The 13,994-nt window shown below is 66.1% G+C and carries 12 protein-coding genes and 1 pseudogene; 6 read left to right on the forward strand and 7 right to left on the reverse strand.

Annotation, left to right across the window (positions count from 1 at the left end; genetic code table 11):
• Positions 1-144: 144 nt before the first annotated feature.
• Both ACIQJT_RS40620 and ACIQJT_RS40625 read left to right on the forward strand, forming a co-directional pair.
• Positions 145-879: an SDR family NAD(P)-dependent oxidoreductase gene (locus ACIQJT_RS40620; RefSeq protein WP_402650490.1), complete on the forward strand. Its 735-nt coding sequence runs from the start codon at positions 145-147 to the stop codon at positions 877-879.
• 33 nt (positions 880-912) lie between these two features.
• Positions 913-1,536, forward strand: coding sequence for an NADPH-dependent F420 reductase (locus tag ACIQJT_RS40625; protein WP_402650491.1), 624 nt, complete (start codon positions 913-915; stop codon positions 1,534-1,536).
• 636 nt (positions 1,537-2,172) lie between these two features.
• Here the strand turns inward: ACIQJT_RS40625 and ACIQJT_RS40630 are convergent.
• A complete protein-coding gene (locus ACIQJT_RS40630) occupies positions 2,173-2,967 on the reverse strand; it encodes an MBL fold metallo-hydrolase (RefSeq protein ID WP_402650492.1) in 795 nt (264 codons plus the stop codon).
• 80 nt (positions 2,968-3,047) lie between these two features.
• Here ACIQJT_RS40630 and ACIQJT_RS40635 point away from each other — a divergent pair, with 80 nt between their 5' ends.
• Positions 3,048-3,695: a TetR/AcrR family transcriptional regulator gene (locus ACIQJT_RS40635; protein ID WP_402650494.1), complete on the forward strand. Its 648-nt coding sequence runs from the start codon at positions 3,048-3,050 to the stop codon at positions 3,693-3,695.
• A 43-nt stretch (positions 3,696-3,738) separates the two neighbouring features.
• Here the strand turns inward: ACIQJT_RS40635 and ACIQJT_RS40640 are convergent.
• The 6 genes and pseudogenes from ACIQJT_RS40640 to ACIQJT_RS40665 all read right to left on the reverse strand — a co-directional run bounded on the left by ACIQJT_RS40640 (position 3,739) and on the right by ACIQJT_RS40665 (position 10,092).
• Positions 3,739-4,734 (reverse strand): annotated as a pseudogene (locus tag ACIQJT_RS40640) (aldo/keto reductase).
• Between the two features lie 26 nt (positions 4,735-4,760).
• Entirely contained in the window at positions 4,761-5,429 is a 669-nt protein-coding gene (locus ACIQJT_RS40645; protein ID WP_402650496.1) for an FMN-dependent NADH-azoreductase, read from the reverse strand.
• On the reverse strand, positions 5,430-6,881 hold the full coding sequence (locus ACIQJT_RS40650; protein WP_402650497.1) for an MFS transporter: 1,452 nt from the start codon (positions 6,879-6,881) through the stop codon (positions 5,430-5,432). It abuts the gene before it with no gap.
• A 222-nt stretch (positions 6,882-7,103) separates the two neighbouring features.
• Positions 7,104-7,709: a TetR/AcrR family transcriptional regulator gene (locus tag ACIQJT_RS40655; RefSeq protein ID WP_402650498.1), complete on the reverse strand. Its 606-nt coding sequence runs from the start codon at positions 7,707-7,709 to the stop codon at positions 7,104-7,106.
• Positions 7,710-7,738: 29 nt separating this feature from the next.
• Positions 7,739-9,238, reverse strand: a complete 1,500-nt coding sequence (locus ACIQJT_RS40660; protein ID WP_402650499.1) for an ATP-binding protein — start codon at positions 9,236-9,238, stop codon at positions 7,739-7,741.
• A gap of 62 nt (positions 9,239-9,300) precedes the next feature.
• Positions 9,301-10,092 (reverse strand): response regulator transcription factor, encoded by a 792-nt coding sequence (locus tag ACIQJT_RS40665; protein WP_402650500.1) that lies wholly within the window; start codon positions 10,090-10,092, stop codon positions 9,301-9,303.
• A gap of 144 nt (positions 10,093-10,236) precedes the next feature.
• Between ACIQJT_RS40665 and ACIQJT_RS40670 the strand changes: the two genes are divergently transcribed.
• From ACIQJT_RS40670 to ACIQJT_RS40680, 3 genes are all read left to right on the forward strand, one after another.
• Complete coding sequence (locus ACIQJT_RS40670; protein ID WP_402650501.1) at positions 10,237-11,616, forward strand: ferric reductase-like transmembrane domain-containing protein; 1,380 nt, start codon at positions 10,237-10,239, stop codon at positions 11,614-11,616.
• A 998-nt stretch (positions 11,617-12,614) separates the two neighbouring features.
• Positions 12,615-13,091, forward strand: coding sequence for a winged helix-turn-helix domain-containing protein (locus tag ACIQJT_RS40675; RefSeq protein WP_402650502.1), 477 nt, complete (start codon positions 12,615-12,617; stop codon positions 13,089-13,091).
• Between the two features lie 154 nt (positions 13,092-13,245).
• A complete protein-coding gene (locus tag ACIQJT_RS40680) occupies positions 13,246-13,617 on the forward strand; it encodes a transposase (protein WP_402650503.1) in 372 nt (123 codons plus the stop codon).
• Positions 13,618-13,994: the final 377 nt, after the last annotated feature.

Genomic DNA, 13,994 nt, shown 5'->3' on the forward strand with positions numbered 1-13,994 from the left:
CTCCATGCTACCTCGGTTGGGTAACGACCGGTGTACATAGCTTGCCTCCCGGCCGCCCGCCCCGTACGTTTACGTACACAAGGCGGTGTACATAACACTGTCGTTCCAGGTGCGCACGGCACCACCGACCCAAGGAAGCGACTTATGGGAAAGCTCGACGGCAAGGTAGCGGTCATCACCGGCGGCACCACCGGCATGGCACTGGCCGGCGCGAAGCTGTTCGTCGACGAAGGAGCGCACGTCTTCATCACGGGCCGCCGCCAGGACGCCCTGGACGAGGCCGTGAGGCAGATCGGCCGCAACATCACCGGCGTCCAGGGTGACGCCGCCGACCTGGACGACCTGGACCGCCTCTATGACACCGTCAAGCGGGAGAAGGGCAGCATCGACGTGCTGTGGGCCAGCGCCGGCGGCGGCGAGCCCGCCTTGCTCGGCGAGATCACCGAGGCGCAGTTCGACACCTGGTTCGGGCTGAATGCCCGCGGCACCCTGTTCACCGTCCAAAAGGCCCTTCCGCTCTTCAACGACGGTGGCTCCATCCTCATGACCGGCTCCAACGCCTCCCTCGGCGCCTTCCCCGGATGGAGCGTGTACGCCGGCAGCAAGGCCGTCCAGCAGGCCTGGGCTCGCATCTGGCTCAACGAGCTCAAGGACCGCCGCATCCGCGTCAACGTCCTCACCCCCGGCCAGGTCGCCACCGCCAAGCAGGAAGAACTCTTCGACGAAGCCACCAAGCGACAGTTCGAGTCCCTCATCCCCCGCGGCCAGATGGGCCGACCCGACGAAATCGCCACCGCAGCCCTCTTCCTCGCCTCCGACGACTCCAGCTACGTCAACGGCATGGAACTGGTCGCAGACGGCGGCACCACCGCCATCTGAACCGAACAACCCACCCCCAGGGCAGGACAACCCATGAGCAACATCAGCATCATCGGTACCGGCAACATGGCCCGCACCATCGGCACGCGGGCACTGGCGGGCGGCAACACCGTCGAGGTCATGGGCCGCGATCAGGTAAAGGCCGCTGACCTGGCCAAGGCTCTCGGCGACGGTGCCACGACCGGAGAATGGAGCACCGCCCCGGCCGGCGACATCGTCATCATGGCCCTCTTGTACAGCGGGGTCGTGCCGGCCGTGGCCCAGTACGGGGACGCTCTCGCGGGCAAGGTCGTAGTCGACATCAGCAATCCCTTCAACTCGACGTTCGACGGGCTCGCCCACCGCGAGGAGACCTCGAACGCGCAGGAGGTCGCCAAGGCGGCCCCGGCCAGTGCCGGCGTGGTGAAGGCGTTCAACACCGTCTTCCGCCATGTCCTGGAGAGGGGGCGGCCCGACGTCTTCATCGCCGGCGACAGTGCGCAGGCGAAGGCAAGCGTGGAGGCGTTCATCAGGAGTCTCGGAATGCGCCCGCTGGACGTCGGTAGCCTGAGAATGGCGCACTGGCTGGAAGGGGCAGGCGTGCTCACGGTGGGCCTCGCCAACCACGGGGTGGGCAACTTGGACTTCGCCCTCAGCATCACCGAACTCCCTGCCTGAGCAACGTCGATGGCGCCCTTTCGGACCCGCAACCGGTCGCGAGGCGGACCTGGCGCGAGCCGGGGCGCAATAGGCAGGACTCCCGTGCTGGTGAGGGAGGACTGTGGGTCCTCAACTGAGCGAAACAGGAATGCTGTTGCCTCCATCGTGACCCGCTTGGCTTACCGCGCGCCTCGGTCGAGTGGGTCACGATGCGCCAGGGCGCATGGCTCGGCCGCAATCGATGCGAGCCACGCGACCCCTTCGCCGGACTCCTCCCACGCCTTGCAGTCGACTCCGGCGTTTCAGGACCGGGGTGAACCCTCTGTCTCCGAGGGCGCGCAGGTGGAGGCGAGTGGCCGGGCCTGTCAGTCTGCGCGGACACCTGTAAATGATCTTTTGGTTGTTTGGGCGGAAGATCACTCTGCCGCCGGGATGCCGCTACTGCCCGCCGACCACTTCTATGAGTGGGAGGAGATGAAAGAACCCGGCCACCGGTCAACCGCCTGCACAGCGAGCGCTTTTCCCGGGCAGCCGACGAACCGGCTCCGGCTCGGAGGCGTCCACGCCTTGGCCGGTCGCGCCGACGATCCCCCCGACGGCAGCCTTCGCTGGACATGCAGCGACATCTCCCTGGAAAGGCAGTGCTGAACGCCCTCAGTGAACGCCGAACTCACGAGCCATATCGGCTGCTACAGCGGGGCCGCCCGTGAAAGCTTCTCCATGCCCCGGCAGCAGGACCGTGTCCTGAGGCAGGGCGGCGATGCGGTCGAGGGAATTCGTAGCGGCGCTGCTGTCGTGTGTGAACCCTCGACAGACGAGGCCCGGTCCGACATGGCCGGTGAGGTCATCGCGTGTGACCAGGGCGTCGCCACTGAAGAACACCTTCAGGTCAGGGAAGAAGAACCCGCTGCTGCCCGGAGTGTGGCCGGGCAAGGCCAGCACCTGTGGCCGTCCGGGAACACCGTCCAGGCGTTGCCCTTCGGCGAAGGCCTGCACGTCTGTCACAGTGCGCGCCCCGAACGCGCCCTGGCGGGCCATGGCCACGAATGTACCTACCGCCGCCGGACGGCGAATGAGGTACGGCAGGAAGGAGCGCTCGGGAGCGGCAGTGCGCATCGCGCTTCGCGGGCCGTCGGCAAGGACGGCCTTTTCCTGTTCGTGGGCCCAGATCTTCACTCCCGCCTTGGCGAGGTCGCCCAGAACGCCTGTGTGATCCGGGTGGGCGTGAGTGATCAACACACTGTGCACATCACCGAGGGTGCGGCCGGAGCGTGCCAGGGCGTCGGTCAGTTGCCCAAGCTGGGCGGGCAGTCCCGCGTCGACGAGCGTGATCCCGTCTGGACTCTCGATGAGATACCAGTTGACAGCGCGGCTGCCCAGTCGGATGACACCAGGCACTGCTGTGGGGTCGGCGGGGGCATTGGTGGGGTGGGGTTCGGTGTGGCCCATGGGTGTCTCCTGAAAACCGTAGGGTGAGATGCAACAACGATTCGATACAGTCAACTGTAACAAATTTTTGGGGGACGCGTATGCCTACGACCGGACCGGCCCGTCGCACCTACGACTCCAGTGCCCGCCAAGCCGCGGCTGAGCGCAACCGCACAGCCGTGCTGGCGGCTTTTCGCGACCTGCTGACCAGCAACGGATACCAGGCCACCACTGTCAAGGCCGTCGCAAGCCTGGCGGGCGTTTCCACCGAGACCGTCTATAAGGCGTTCGGCGGCAAGCCCGGCCTGATGAAGGCCCTATGGGATGTGACCCTTGCTGGCGACGATCAACCCATGACTATGGCTGAGCGTCCTGCTCTGCAAGCAGTCCTCGGTGCGCAGGGACTGAGCGCCAAGCTGCAACTCTGGGTCGACTTCGTCAGCACCTACCACGAGCGACTCGCCCCCCTTGCCGGCCTCTTGGCCCAGGCTGGCAGTGCCGCTCACGAACTGCTGGAGACCGTCGAACACGAGCGCCTCGTGGGTGTGTCCGCTTTCCTGCGTCATCTCGCTGGAGAAGGCCTGCTGAGCGCCGATGTGAACGTCGATCGGCTGGCGGACGCCTGCTGGACGATCACGGCGCCGGATGCCTTCACTCGTTTGACCCTCGGTCGAGGCTGGAGCGTCGCGGATTATCGCGCCTGGCTTCACGTGACCCTGACAGCGCTCCTGCGGGCGTCGCATCCATAGGGCCGAGCAGTACGGATCGCACCGGCTGACGCCTTCCGGCGCATTACCTGTTCAGCAGGTCCATCTCGCTGTCTCCATACCGCCGCGCGGAGATTTTCACACTGGCGAGCGCGGTCTCTATCCTCTCCAGATCCTGTGTGGAGAGGTCGATGTCAGATGCCGCGAGGTTTTCCTGCAGTCGGGAACTGCGCCGCGTGCCTGGGATCGGCACGATCTGGGGTCGCCGCTGCAGCAGCCAGGCGAGTGCCATCTGCGCGGGGGTGACATTCCATGCCGTGGCGACGCCCTCCAAGGACTTGAGCAGTGCCAGGTTCTGTTGACACGACTTGGGGGCGAAGCGTGGGTGGCCGTTGCGCAGATCGGTGGGTGCGAAGACGGTGTCGGGGCGGATGGCTCCCGCCAGGAATCCGCGGCCCGGGGGGCTGTAAGCGACGAAGCCGATGCCCAGCTCCTCGCACAGGGGAAGGACTTCCTGCTCGGGGTCGCGAGACCACAGGGAATACTCGCTCTGCACCGCGGTGACCGTGTGCGTCGCATGGGCGCGGCGGATCGTGCCGGCCGAGGCCTCGGACAGTCCGAAGTACTTCACCTTGCCGGCCTGCACCAGCTCCCCTACAGCGCCGGCGACCTCCTCGATCGGTACCGAAGGATCGACGCGGTGCTGGTAGAACAGGTCGATGCGGTCAGTTCGGAGTCTCGTAAGCGAGGCATCTGCGACGGCTTTGATGTGCTCGGGTCGGCTGTCCAGGCCGACGGGCTGCGGGCCGCCGTCCGGGTCGACTGTGAAGCCGAACTTCGTGGCGATGAATACCTGGTCGCGGACGCACTCGAGTGCCTCGCCGACAAGTTTCTAGTTGATATGCGGGCCGTAGACTTCTGCAGTGTCGAAGAGGGTGATGCCGCGGTCAACGGCCTCACGCAGGAGGTCGAGCATGGCTGCGCGGTCGGTGTTGGGCTCATAGGCCCAGCTCATCCCCATGCAGCCGAGACCCAGTGCGGAGACGAGCGGGCCGCTGGCCCCGAGGGTTTGCATTTTCATGATTGTCTGGTCTTTCTCTGATGGCGTCAGGCGAGAAGTGTGGGGGAGGGGCGGCTGCCCAGAGACTGGGCCACAAGGGTGAGGGCGAGGGCGCGGACCCGCTGGCGGGCGGCACTGCGGGAGGCCGCGTCGACTTCACCTCCCTGGAAGGTCTTTTCAACCTCCACGGTGTGCACGTTGGTGAGGCCAAGCATGTGCAACCAGGCCCGCAGGTAGCGTTGCTGGAAGTCGTACTCGGCGGACGCGAATTCCTCTCCGAAACTGCTGCCTCGCGCCGAGATGATGACGGCGCTCCGACCGCTGAGGTGGCCGGAGATGGAGGATCCGTCGAAGGCGAAGAGCATGTCCTTCTGTGAGATCGCGTCGATCAAGTGCTTGAGCCGGTAGGGGATGCCGAAGTTCCACATGGGAACGCTGAATATGAGCAGTTCGGCTTGCTTCAAGCGGTCCGCCAACAGGCCGATCGCCTGCCAGGTCTCCTCCTGCTCGGGCGTGCGGGAGCGGCCCGAGATCCCGGCGTACTTCGCTTCCAGCGCTGGGCCGTCGAGCTCTGGCAGCGGGGTGTTCCATACATCGAGCGTGTCCACGACGACGTCCGGATCGCGGCTCGCCCACGCATCAAGGAAGGCGCTGGCCACCTCGAGGGAGGCGGACCTCCCTGTGCGGGGAGATGCCTGGACATGCAGGATCCGCATTTACGACTCCTCTGAGGATGTTTGCGCGGAGGCGGCAAGCCCGTTGACGAGCCAGGCCGCAACCGCGGTGCACAGAGCGATGGTGGTGGTCGCCCAGAAGAAAGCTCTCTGGGCGTCGTCGGGGCGCGGATGCACGCCCAGGACTGCGTAGAAGAGGGAGCCGACCAGCGCCACCGCAAGTGATCCGCCGATCTGCAAAGCTGAGTTGACCAGCCCGGAGGCCATGCCGGCCCACCGCCCGCGGACCCGCTCGATGACCAGGCGGGCCAGCGCCGGCAAGGTGAGCCCCTGCCCCGCTCCTGTGACCAGGAGGGCGGCAGCAAGGGGCCATGGGCTACTGCTGAGTGAGGCGCAGGCAGTCCCAAGCAATCCGGTGGTGACCAGGGCCGTGCCCAGTACGACCACGCGGTCGCCCAGGCGCTCAGTCAGCCGTGCGAGAGCGAGCGGGCTGCTGACGAAACCGATGCCGAGCGGAACGATGGCCAGGCCTGCAGACAGCGGGCCGGACGAGCGTCCCGCCTGCTGGTAGACGGAAAACACCAGGAACAGGGAGGCGAAGGCGTTAAAGAACAGTGCGGCGGTCAAAGCACGGACGAGCCCTGGTATTCGAAGGAGCGGCGGCGGCACCACAGGGTCCGCGCCCCGCTGCAGCAGGCGGTGTTCCTGATGCCAGAACAGAACGAGCAGCGGCGGGCAGCAAATCGGGAGGACCACCGTCCACCACGGCCAGTTCTGCTCGGGGCCCACCGTGAGCGGCACGACGAGTGCTCCCAGCGCGATGGCTAGCATGATCACCCCTGCAGGGTCGGCCGTCGAGGCCCGTGGGGGCCGGTTCTCCGGCAGCAACACCCTGGCCAGCGGCGCTACAACCAGGACGATCGGCAGGTTCACCAGGAAGACACTGCGCCATCCCAGACCCCACGGATCCACGGCGATCAGCACCCCGCCCATCAGTTGCCCAATCACCGATCCCGCTCCGAACGTCATGCCATACACGCCCAGCGCCTTGGGTCGTTCACGCTCAGGGAACATCGTGCGTATGGCTGCCAGGGCCTGCGGCATCAGTACGGCCGCGAAGGCGCCCTGGAGAGTGCGTGCTCCCACGAGCACGTCCGCGGACCACGCTGTCCCGGACAGGGCGGAGGCGAGCCCAAATCCGCTCAGGCCTATGAGGAAAATGCGACGCCGACCGAAGAGGTCGCCCAGCCGGCCGCCTGTTATCAGCAGGACTGCATATGCCGACGAGTAGGCGGCGACGATCAACTGGGTGGGAGTGGGACCGGCGGCCAGGTCCTCGCTGATTGACGGCAGCGCCACGTTGACGATGAAAAAGTCGACGGGAGACAGGATCGTTCCGGCCAACAGGACCGCTAACCCCGCCCATCGACGCCGGTACTGAAGCTGTGTCCCGTCGAGACCTGGTGTCGCGGTGGCTTCTGCGGTTTCTGTCATCTCAGCCTCCTCCTGAGCCATGCATTAGGAACCAATGAGTTCCTAATGCAGGTATGCCTGTGGCGAACGCTCGACATTGAGGTGTGCGCGTCTGAAGCTGCGACTGGTGGATCCAAGCTGCCTTGGGGGCGTCGGCCGTAAATCTAGACCGACTGGTTCCAATTGGCAAGGCGCTAACGGTCCGGAGGGCTGCAGCAGGGGCAGCGGATGCCGATGTGGGCGTTACAGTGCCCGCAGGGCGACGTCGACGATCAGGGCCATCTCCTCCTGAGTGCGGCCCGTCTTGCCCAGCACGCCCATCCCCTCCACGGTGCACAACAGGAACCGCGCTATATCTGCCGGGTCCTGCGCGTCGTCGATTTCGTCGGCGGCCTGGCCGACCCTGACGGCGTCGCTCAGTAGCCCTTCCAGCCGGGTGAAGGTGTTGACGACTCGCTCGCGCACCTCAGGATCCTTGGATGCCAGCTCGGTGGTGGAGTTCACCAGCAGGCAGCCGATACGCCCCATCTCGAGCGACGAGGCGCGCGCGACCTCCAGGAGTGCAGTGCGGATGCCCACCTTGCCTGGCGCGCTCGCCAGATTGGCACGCAGTGCCTCGATGTTCTGGGTGGTGTACCGGTCGAGCGCCGCCAGGAACAAACCCTGCTTGCTGACGAATGCCTTATAGAGGCTGCCTCGGCTCAGCCCCGTCCCCTCCATCAAGTCGGACAGGGAGGTATCGGCGTAGCCCCGGTCCTGGAACACCCTCATGGCGTCGCGGACCGCGTTTTCGATCTCGAACTCCCGGGGGCGGCCGGGTCCGGATGCCGTCGTCTGCGTGGTGCCCATACTCTCCTTATAAACCAACCAGTTCCAAATCACAAACGGTCAGTATTGGCAATCTCGGGAACACCGCGCTCCGGCAGCAGGACCGCGAACTCGGTCGCACCCGGCCTGCTCGTCATCTGCACCAAGCCGCCGTGAGCCTCGGTCACTGCGGTGACGATGGACAGCCCCAGGCCAGCCCCCGCCTGCTTGCTCTCGTCCAGCCCGTCCCCGCGTACGAACCGGTCGAACAAGCCCGCCTGCAACTCCCGCGGCACGCCGGGGCCGTTATCACCCACACTGAACCGGACCCAGCCGTCGTCGCCACCTTGACCGCCGGTGAGCTGTGCGTCGGTCTGCCTATCCCGCCGTAGGGCAAGGGTTACCCGGGTTCCTGCGGGGGTGTGCAGTCTCGCGTTTGCCAACAGGTTATCGATCACCTGCCGAAGCCTCTGCGGATCCCCAATAATCATGACCGGCACATCGGGTAGATCCAACTGCCAGTCGTGATCGGGTCCCGCCGCCCGCGCATCCTCGATGGCCTCCAAGGCCACCAGCGAAAGGTCGACGTCTTCGCTGGCCAAAGGCCGTCCGGCGTCGAGACGGGCGAGAAGCAGCATCTCGTCCACCAGCTCGCCCATTCGGGCAGACGTCACCTCGATACGCTGCAGGGCGCGCAGCACGCTCACAGGAACTGGCTCCGTCTCCCCGAGTGAAAGCTCCGCGTACCCGCGGATGGTGGCCAACGGAGTGCGAAGTTCGTGGCTGGCATCCGCGGCGAACCTGCGTAGTTGCTCGGCACTGCGCTGACGCTGCGCCAAGGCGCGCTCCACATGGCCGACCATGCGATTGAGGGCCGCTCCGACCACACCGACCTCGGTACGGCGGTCGGTCTCGGACGCCAGAGGGGGCAACCGAACCTCCCCGGACGTCAGCGGTAGCCGAGTGATCTCCGTCGCGACCGCTGCCACCTCCTGCAAAGGCTTCAACGACCACCTGATCCACAGGACGCCGACGAGTCCGGTGGCCAGCAGAGCCGCACCGAAGACAGCAGCGCACACCATTTCCAGTTGCCACACCGCGTCATCCACGGGAGCCAGAGGAAGGCCGGTGATGAGTGTCTTGCCCGCGTCACCCTTAACCGACACTACGCGGTAGTCGCCTACATTGCTGAGTCTCACGCTGTGTGCCTGCCCATCGTGCGGTAGCGCAGCAAGAGTTGCGACGTCTTCAGCGTTCATCTGTGCGGTGGTGCTCTCGCCCGCATCAACCACCGCCGAGTCAAGCAGCGAGCCGTCCTGCAGCAGCACGCCGAGCGTGCCTTGCATCTGGCCGCGGGTGTCCCCGCTGTCGCCGTCGAGCCGGTTGCGCTGAGAGGTTCCCAGGCTGGCCGGCAGTCGGTCCGTCGCCTGGGTCAACTGCTCGTCCAGCCGATCTGTCAGCACGCTCCGCAAGGCGATGGCAGCCGTCAGACCGACTACCGCACAGCACACGGCGAGCAGCACCAGCAGACCGCAGGTGAGTCTTGCGCGCAAGCTCATCGGCCAGCTCATCGCTGGACGTCCTGTCAGACGCCGGTGCCCGGTCCGCCCGTCCTTCTCCCAAGGCTTCTTCATCACACTCGCCCTCGCTTCGCAGGTGAAGGATCCAGCGCGTAACCGGCCCCGCGTACGGTGCGGATCATCGGCGAGCGGTCCGAGTCGATCTTCCTGCGGAGATAGGAGATGTAAAGCTCGACGACGTGCGCACTGCCGCCGTAGTCGTAGTCCCACACCTGCTGCAGCAGCTGACTGCGGCTGAACACTTGGCGAGGGTTGCGCATGAGAAAGCGAAGCAGCTCGAACTCGGTCGGTGTCAGGTGGATTGGTACACCGCCGCGGGAGACCTCATACGCCTCCTCGTCCAGCACCAAATCACCGACCGTCAACAGCGCCGTGTCGCTGCGTTGGCGGGCCATGCCAGCACGGCGCAAGAGACCGCGCAGCCGCATCACCACCTCAGCGAGACTGAACGGCTTGGTCACGTAGTCGTCACCACCCGCGGCAAGCCCAGCGATCCGATCTTCCACTGCGTCGCGGGCGGTGAGGAACAGCACACACACTTCAGGCAGAAATTCCCGAACCCGCTCCAAAACGGTCAGGCCGTCGAAATCCGGCAACATGATGTCCAGCACCACTGCATCAGGGCGGAACATCCGGGCGATCGCTTCGGCCGCAGCACCATTGGCGGCGCTCTCCACCCGGAAACCCTCCTTGACCAGCGCAGAGCACAACACCTCCGTCAGATCGGGCGAATCATCGACGACCAGCACGCGCACCGCGGAGCCGTCGGACCTGATCAACAACCCTCCCGAGCTGTGCGGCGTACGAAGGTCACGGCGCTGATGAGAGCTGGCGGAAACGTCCATACAGCCATGCTCTACCTTCCGATTCTTAAATGAAGATGAGACGCCGCCCCGCCACAACTCCAACCGCCGTGATCTCAGAAAAAACGCAGAAAAGACCTCGGCACAGTGGGCACCTCCTCACGGATCGAAACGGAGGCTCTACCCATGTCCGCAGTTCACGACGGAATCAGCGCGCGAACAGGACCCAAAGCCAGCCCCGAGCCCCCCACGCGCCGGATTCACCCCGACACGGTCATACAGACAGTCCTGTGGACTGGCCTCGTGGCTGTCCTGGCGCTGTGGTGGTTCACGTCCCACGCCGTGATCGGCCTGGCTGGATGGATCATCGGTGCCGGGGACATCTTCGGCATGGTCGCCGGCTACACCTGCGCCCTCCTGGTCCTGCTGATGGCGCGCATCCCCTACCTAGAGCACGCTGTCGGCAGCGACCGGGTAGCGAAATGGCACGCCAGCGCAGGCCGCTACACGATCATCCTGCTGGTCTTCCACGTCGTCTTCGAGTTCTGGGGCAGTGCCATGGAGCGGGGGACACCGGTTCTCCCCCTCACATGGCAGATGATCATCCGATTCCCCTATCTGCTCCCCGCAGCCATCGGCGGAGCACTGCTGCTGATCGTCGGTATCGTTTCCGCCGGTCTGGTGCGTCGGCGCATCCCCTATGAAGTCTGGTACTTCCTGCACCTGACGACCTACGTTGCGCTCTTCTTGACCTTCGCCCACCAACTGGCCCTCGGCACCTCCTTCAGCACCACCTTCGCGCGCGCCTGCTGGTTCGTCCTCTACCTGGGCGCAGCCGGCGCTGTGATGTACTTCCGCATCTTCACGCCGATCCGCCTCAACCTACGCCACCGCCTCCGCGTCGAGTCCGTAACAGTAGAAGCTCCCGGCGCATACTCCGTCCTCATGCGCGGCTCCCACTTGCACGGACTGGCACCACAGCCGGGCCAGTTCTTCCGCTGGCGCTTTCTGAGCAAGGGAATGCGGCTCAGTGCCAACCCCTACTCCCTCTCCGGCGCACCCGCCCCCGACCTCCTACGCATCACCGTCAAGGAGTCCGGCGACCACAGCGCCAAGCTGGCCAACGTAAAGCCGGGAACACGCGTGTGGGCGGAGGGTCCCTACGGCGCGCTTACCGCGGCGCGACGGCAGCGCCAGAAGGTGCTCCTGCTCGCCGGAGGTGTCGGCATCACACCGCTGCGCACCCTGTTCGAAACGCTGCCGGCCGTCCCCGGCGATCTGACCATGATCTACCTGGCGCGCAGTGAAGCGGACCTCGTTCTGCGTTCCGAGTTGGAGGCAGTCGCAGACACTCGCAGCCACAGTTTCCGGTGCATCATCGATACCCCCGGCACGTCCAAGCCATCGCCTCTCACGGCAGAGGCCCTTCGGGCCCAGGTGGACGACCTGGCCGAGCACGATGTGTACCTCTGTGGCCCGCCCGGCATGATGGCCGCCGCCTGGGACGGTCTACGACGAGCCGGAGTACCCGCCCGCAACATCCACCATGAGTCCTTCACCCTGTGAGCCACGGATGAGAAACCGATACGTACGCCGCATGATCATCACCACCGTGGCGACCGTGGTGGCCACAGCAGGGCTGCTCGCCTCCAAACCACACACGGGCACCGGCCCCGAGCGAGGCGGCCCTCCCGGCGCTGGCCAGATAGAAAGGCCAGGGGAAATGCCTCCAGGCGAACAGCCGCCCGGCGACCTGCCGCCTGGAGAGGGCCCGCCCGGGGACATGCCGCCTGGAGAGGGCCCGCCCGGGGACATGCCGACCGGAGAACGTCCCGAGGGCTTCGGCGGTGGCTTCCCGGGATAGCGCGCCGAACCAATCCAGCGCACCAACCCCCTGCACCATCACGTGAGAGGCAGCCACCGTGTCCAAATCACCCCCGTTTCGCTCCAACGCAGCGCACCGACGCTCGCCGGCAAGTCCCAAACCCCCAGGCTCAAGCGTGGCAACGGCCGCCATTGCCGCGCATCAGCAGCCGTTCAGCGGGTGGGCCATCGCCGAACCTCCTGTCGACCCCATTCGCCGCCGCGCCAAAAAGTGGGTAGCCGCCCTTAGCCTCACCGCTCTTGTGGGGCTCGGTTGGGGGTTGGCAGGCACGGACCTGGTCACCATGGGCCGCCCGAGCGGACCACCTCCAGACATGATGCAGCAGGGCCAAACGCCGAGCGGTGAACGAGGGCCGTCAGGCCAGGGGGGAGCCTCAGAGCCGGGAAACCAGCCTCCACCACAGGGTGGTTCCGTCGGCGATCAAAACCCCGACTCCGACATTCCACGGGGCGATTGACGCAGCTCGATTGAGACCGTGCGCGTCCGGCAGCCAGAGGCCGCCGGACGGGCATGTCATATGTTATTGAGCAACGGTCGCGATGCCTGCTGGTGCCCTCCGCACCAGATGGTCAGCCGCGCGCAGCGGATGTTTCGGATGCCGACGCTCTCAGGGCACGATCCGGACTACTGATCTCTTCGGGTTGTTGTCGGGAACTGATCCCCGCGGTAGGCCGGTTGTATGCGCTACGCGCAGGGCGGCGGGTTGACCGTCGAGCGGCGAGAGCTTCGCGAGCACATCCGGTATGAGGCCGGCGAGCGGTTCACGCGCGGGGAGAAAACCGCAGTGATCGCGAGGGATCTGCGGGTGAGTGGGCGGTCGGTGGAACGCTGGCGGCGTGCCTGGCGGGTGGGCGGGAGGGAAGCCCCCATCTCCACGGGACCTGCGAAGCTGCCCAAACTGTCTGACGGCCAGTTCGCCGAGTTGGAGACGGAGTGGGCCCTGGGGCCCGCCGAGTACGGCTGGGAGGACCAGCGGTGGACCGGGGCGCTGATCCGAGCGGTGATCGCCGTCAGGTTTGAGAACGACTGCTCGATGGCGGCGGTGTGGCGGCTGCCGCACCGGCACGGCTGGTCTGGCAGGCTCCGGCCCGCCGCGCGCTGGAACGCGACGAGCACGCAGTCGAACTGTGGAAGAAGGACGTGTGGCTGCAGGTGAAATGACTGCCGCGGCACTGGGGGCCTTCGTCGTCTGTGAGGACGAGGCCGGGTTCTCGATGACACCCCCGCAGGCCCGCACCTGGGGCCGGCGTGGGCACACGCCCGTCGTGCGGGTCCGAGGCCGTTCCTGACGTCGCTGGTGGATCGCCGCCATGTGCTGCTACCAGCCGGGCGAGGCATCCCGGCTCATCTACCGGCCGCGCCCCGCATCGCAGGTACCGGGGCACAATCTCAACACCCACCGGGCTGCCGGGATGCGCGAGTATGCGGACGCACACGACTGGCTCACCATCGTGCAACTCCCCCCCTACGCGCCAGACTTGAACCCGGTGGAGGGCGTCCGGTCCCTGTTACGGCGCGGCCCACTGGCCAATGTCGCCTTCGCCGACGACGATCACCTCGAACGCACCCTCCGCCGGGGCTTACGTCATATCCAGCTCCAGCCCGACCTGATCGATGGCTGCCTCGCCGGAACCAGACTCACCCTCACTCACCACCCGACAACAACCCGGAGAGATCAGTAACACGCGAGTTGCTCACTGCTGTAGCCCCGTACCAGCCCCGTCGCTGGTCGGGGCTACAGCCGTTAGGGCCGCTGGAAGGTGACCACGCACCTTGCGGCGTCATCCGTCCGCACACGGTGTCCTGCATCGTGAGGCTGGCTCATTGAGCAGGTGAGCCGCCGTTTGAGCATTAGCACCCGCGCCAGACAGTCTCGGGGCTGAAGCCCAACCTTTCCCAAAGACCCCCGGACCAAGGACACTCCCTGGTTGGCGAGCACCGCCTGCACCACCAGGTCCGAGGAGGCCTAGTTGAAACGGCTGCAACCATGCGCCTAGCAGCACGCCCTTCGGCGTCACGACACGGCCCACCCAGGGCACTCCCGGCTGGCCCGCCCACT

The organism is Streptomyces sp. NPDC091972 (assembly GCF_044756385.1).
In the GTDB taxonomy this organism is placed as follows: Bacteria; Actinomycetota; Actinomycetes; order Streptomycetales; family Streptomycetaceae; genus Streptomyces.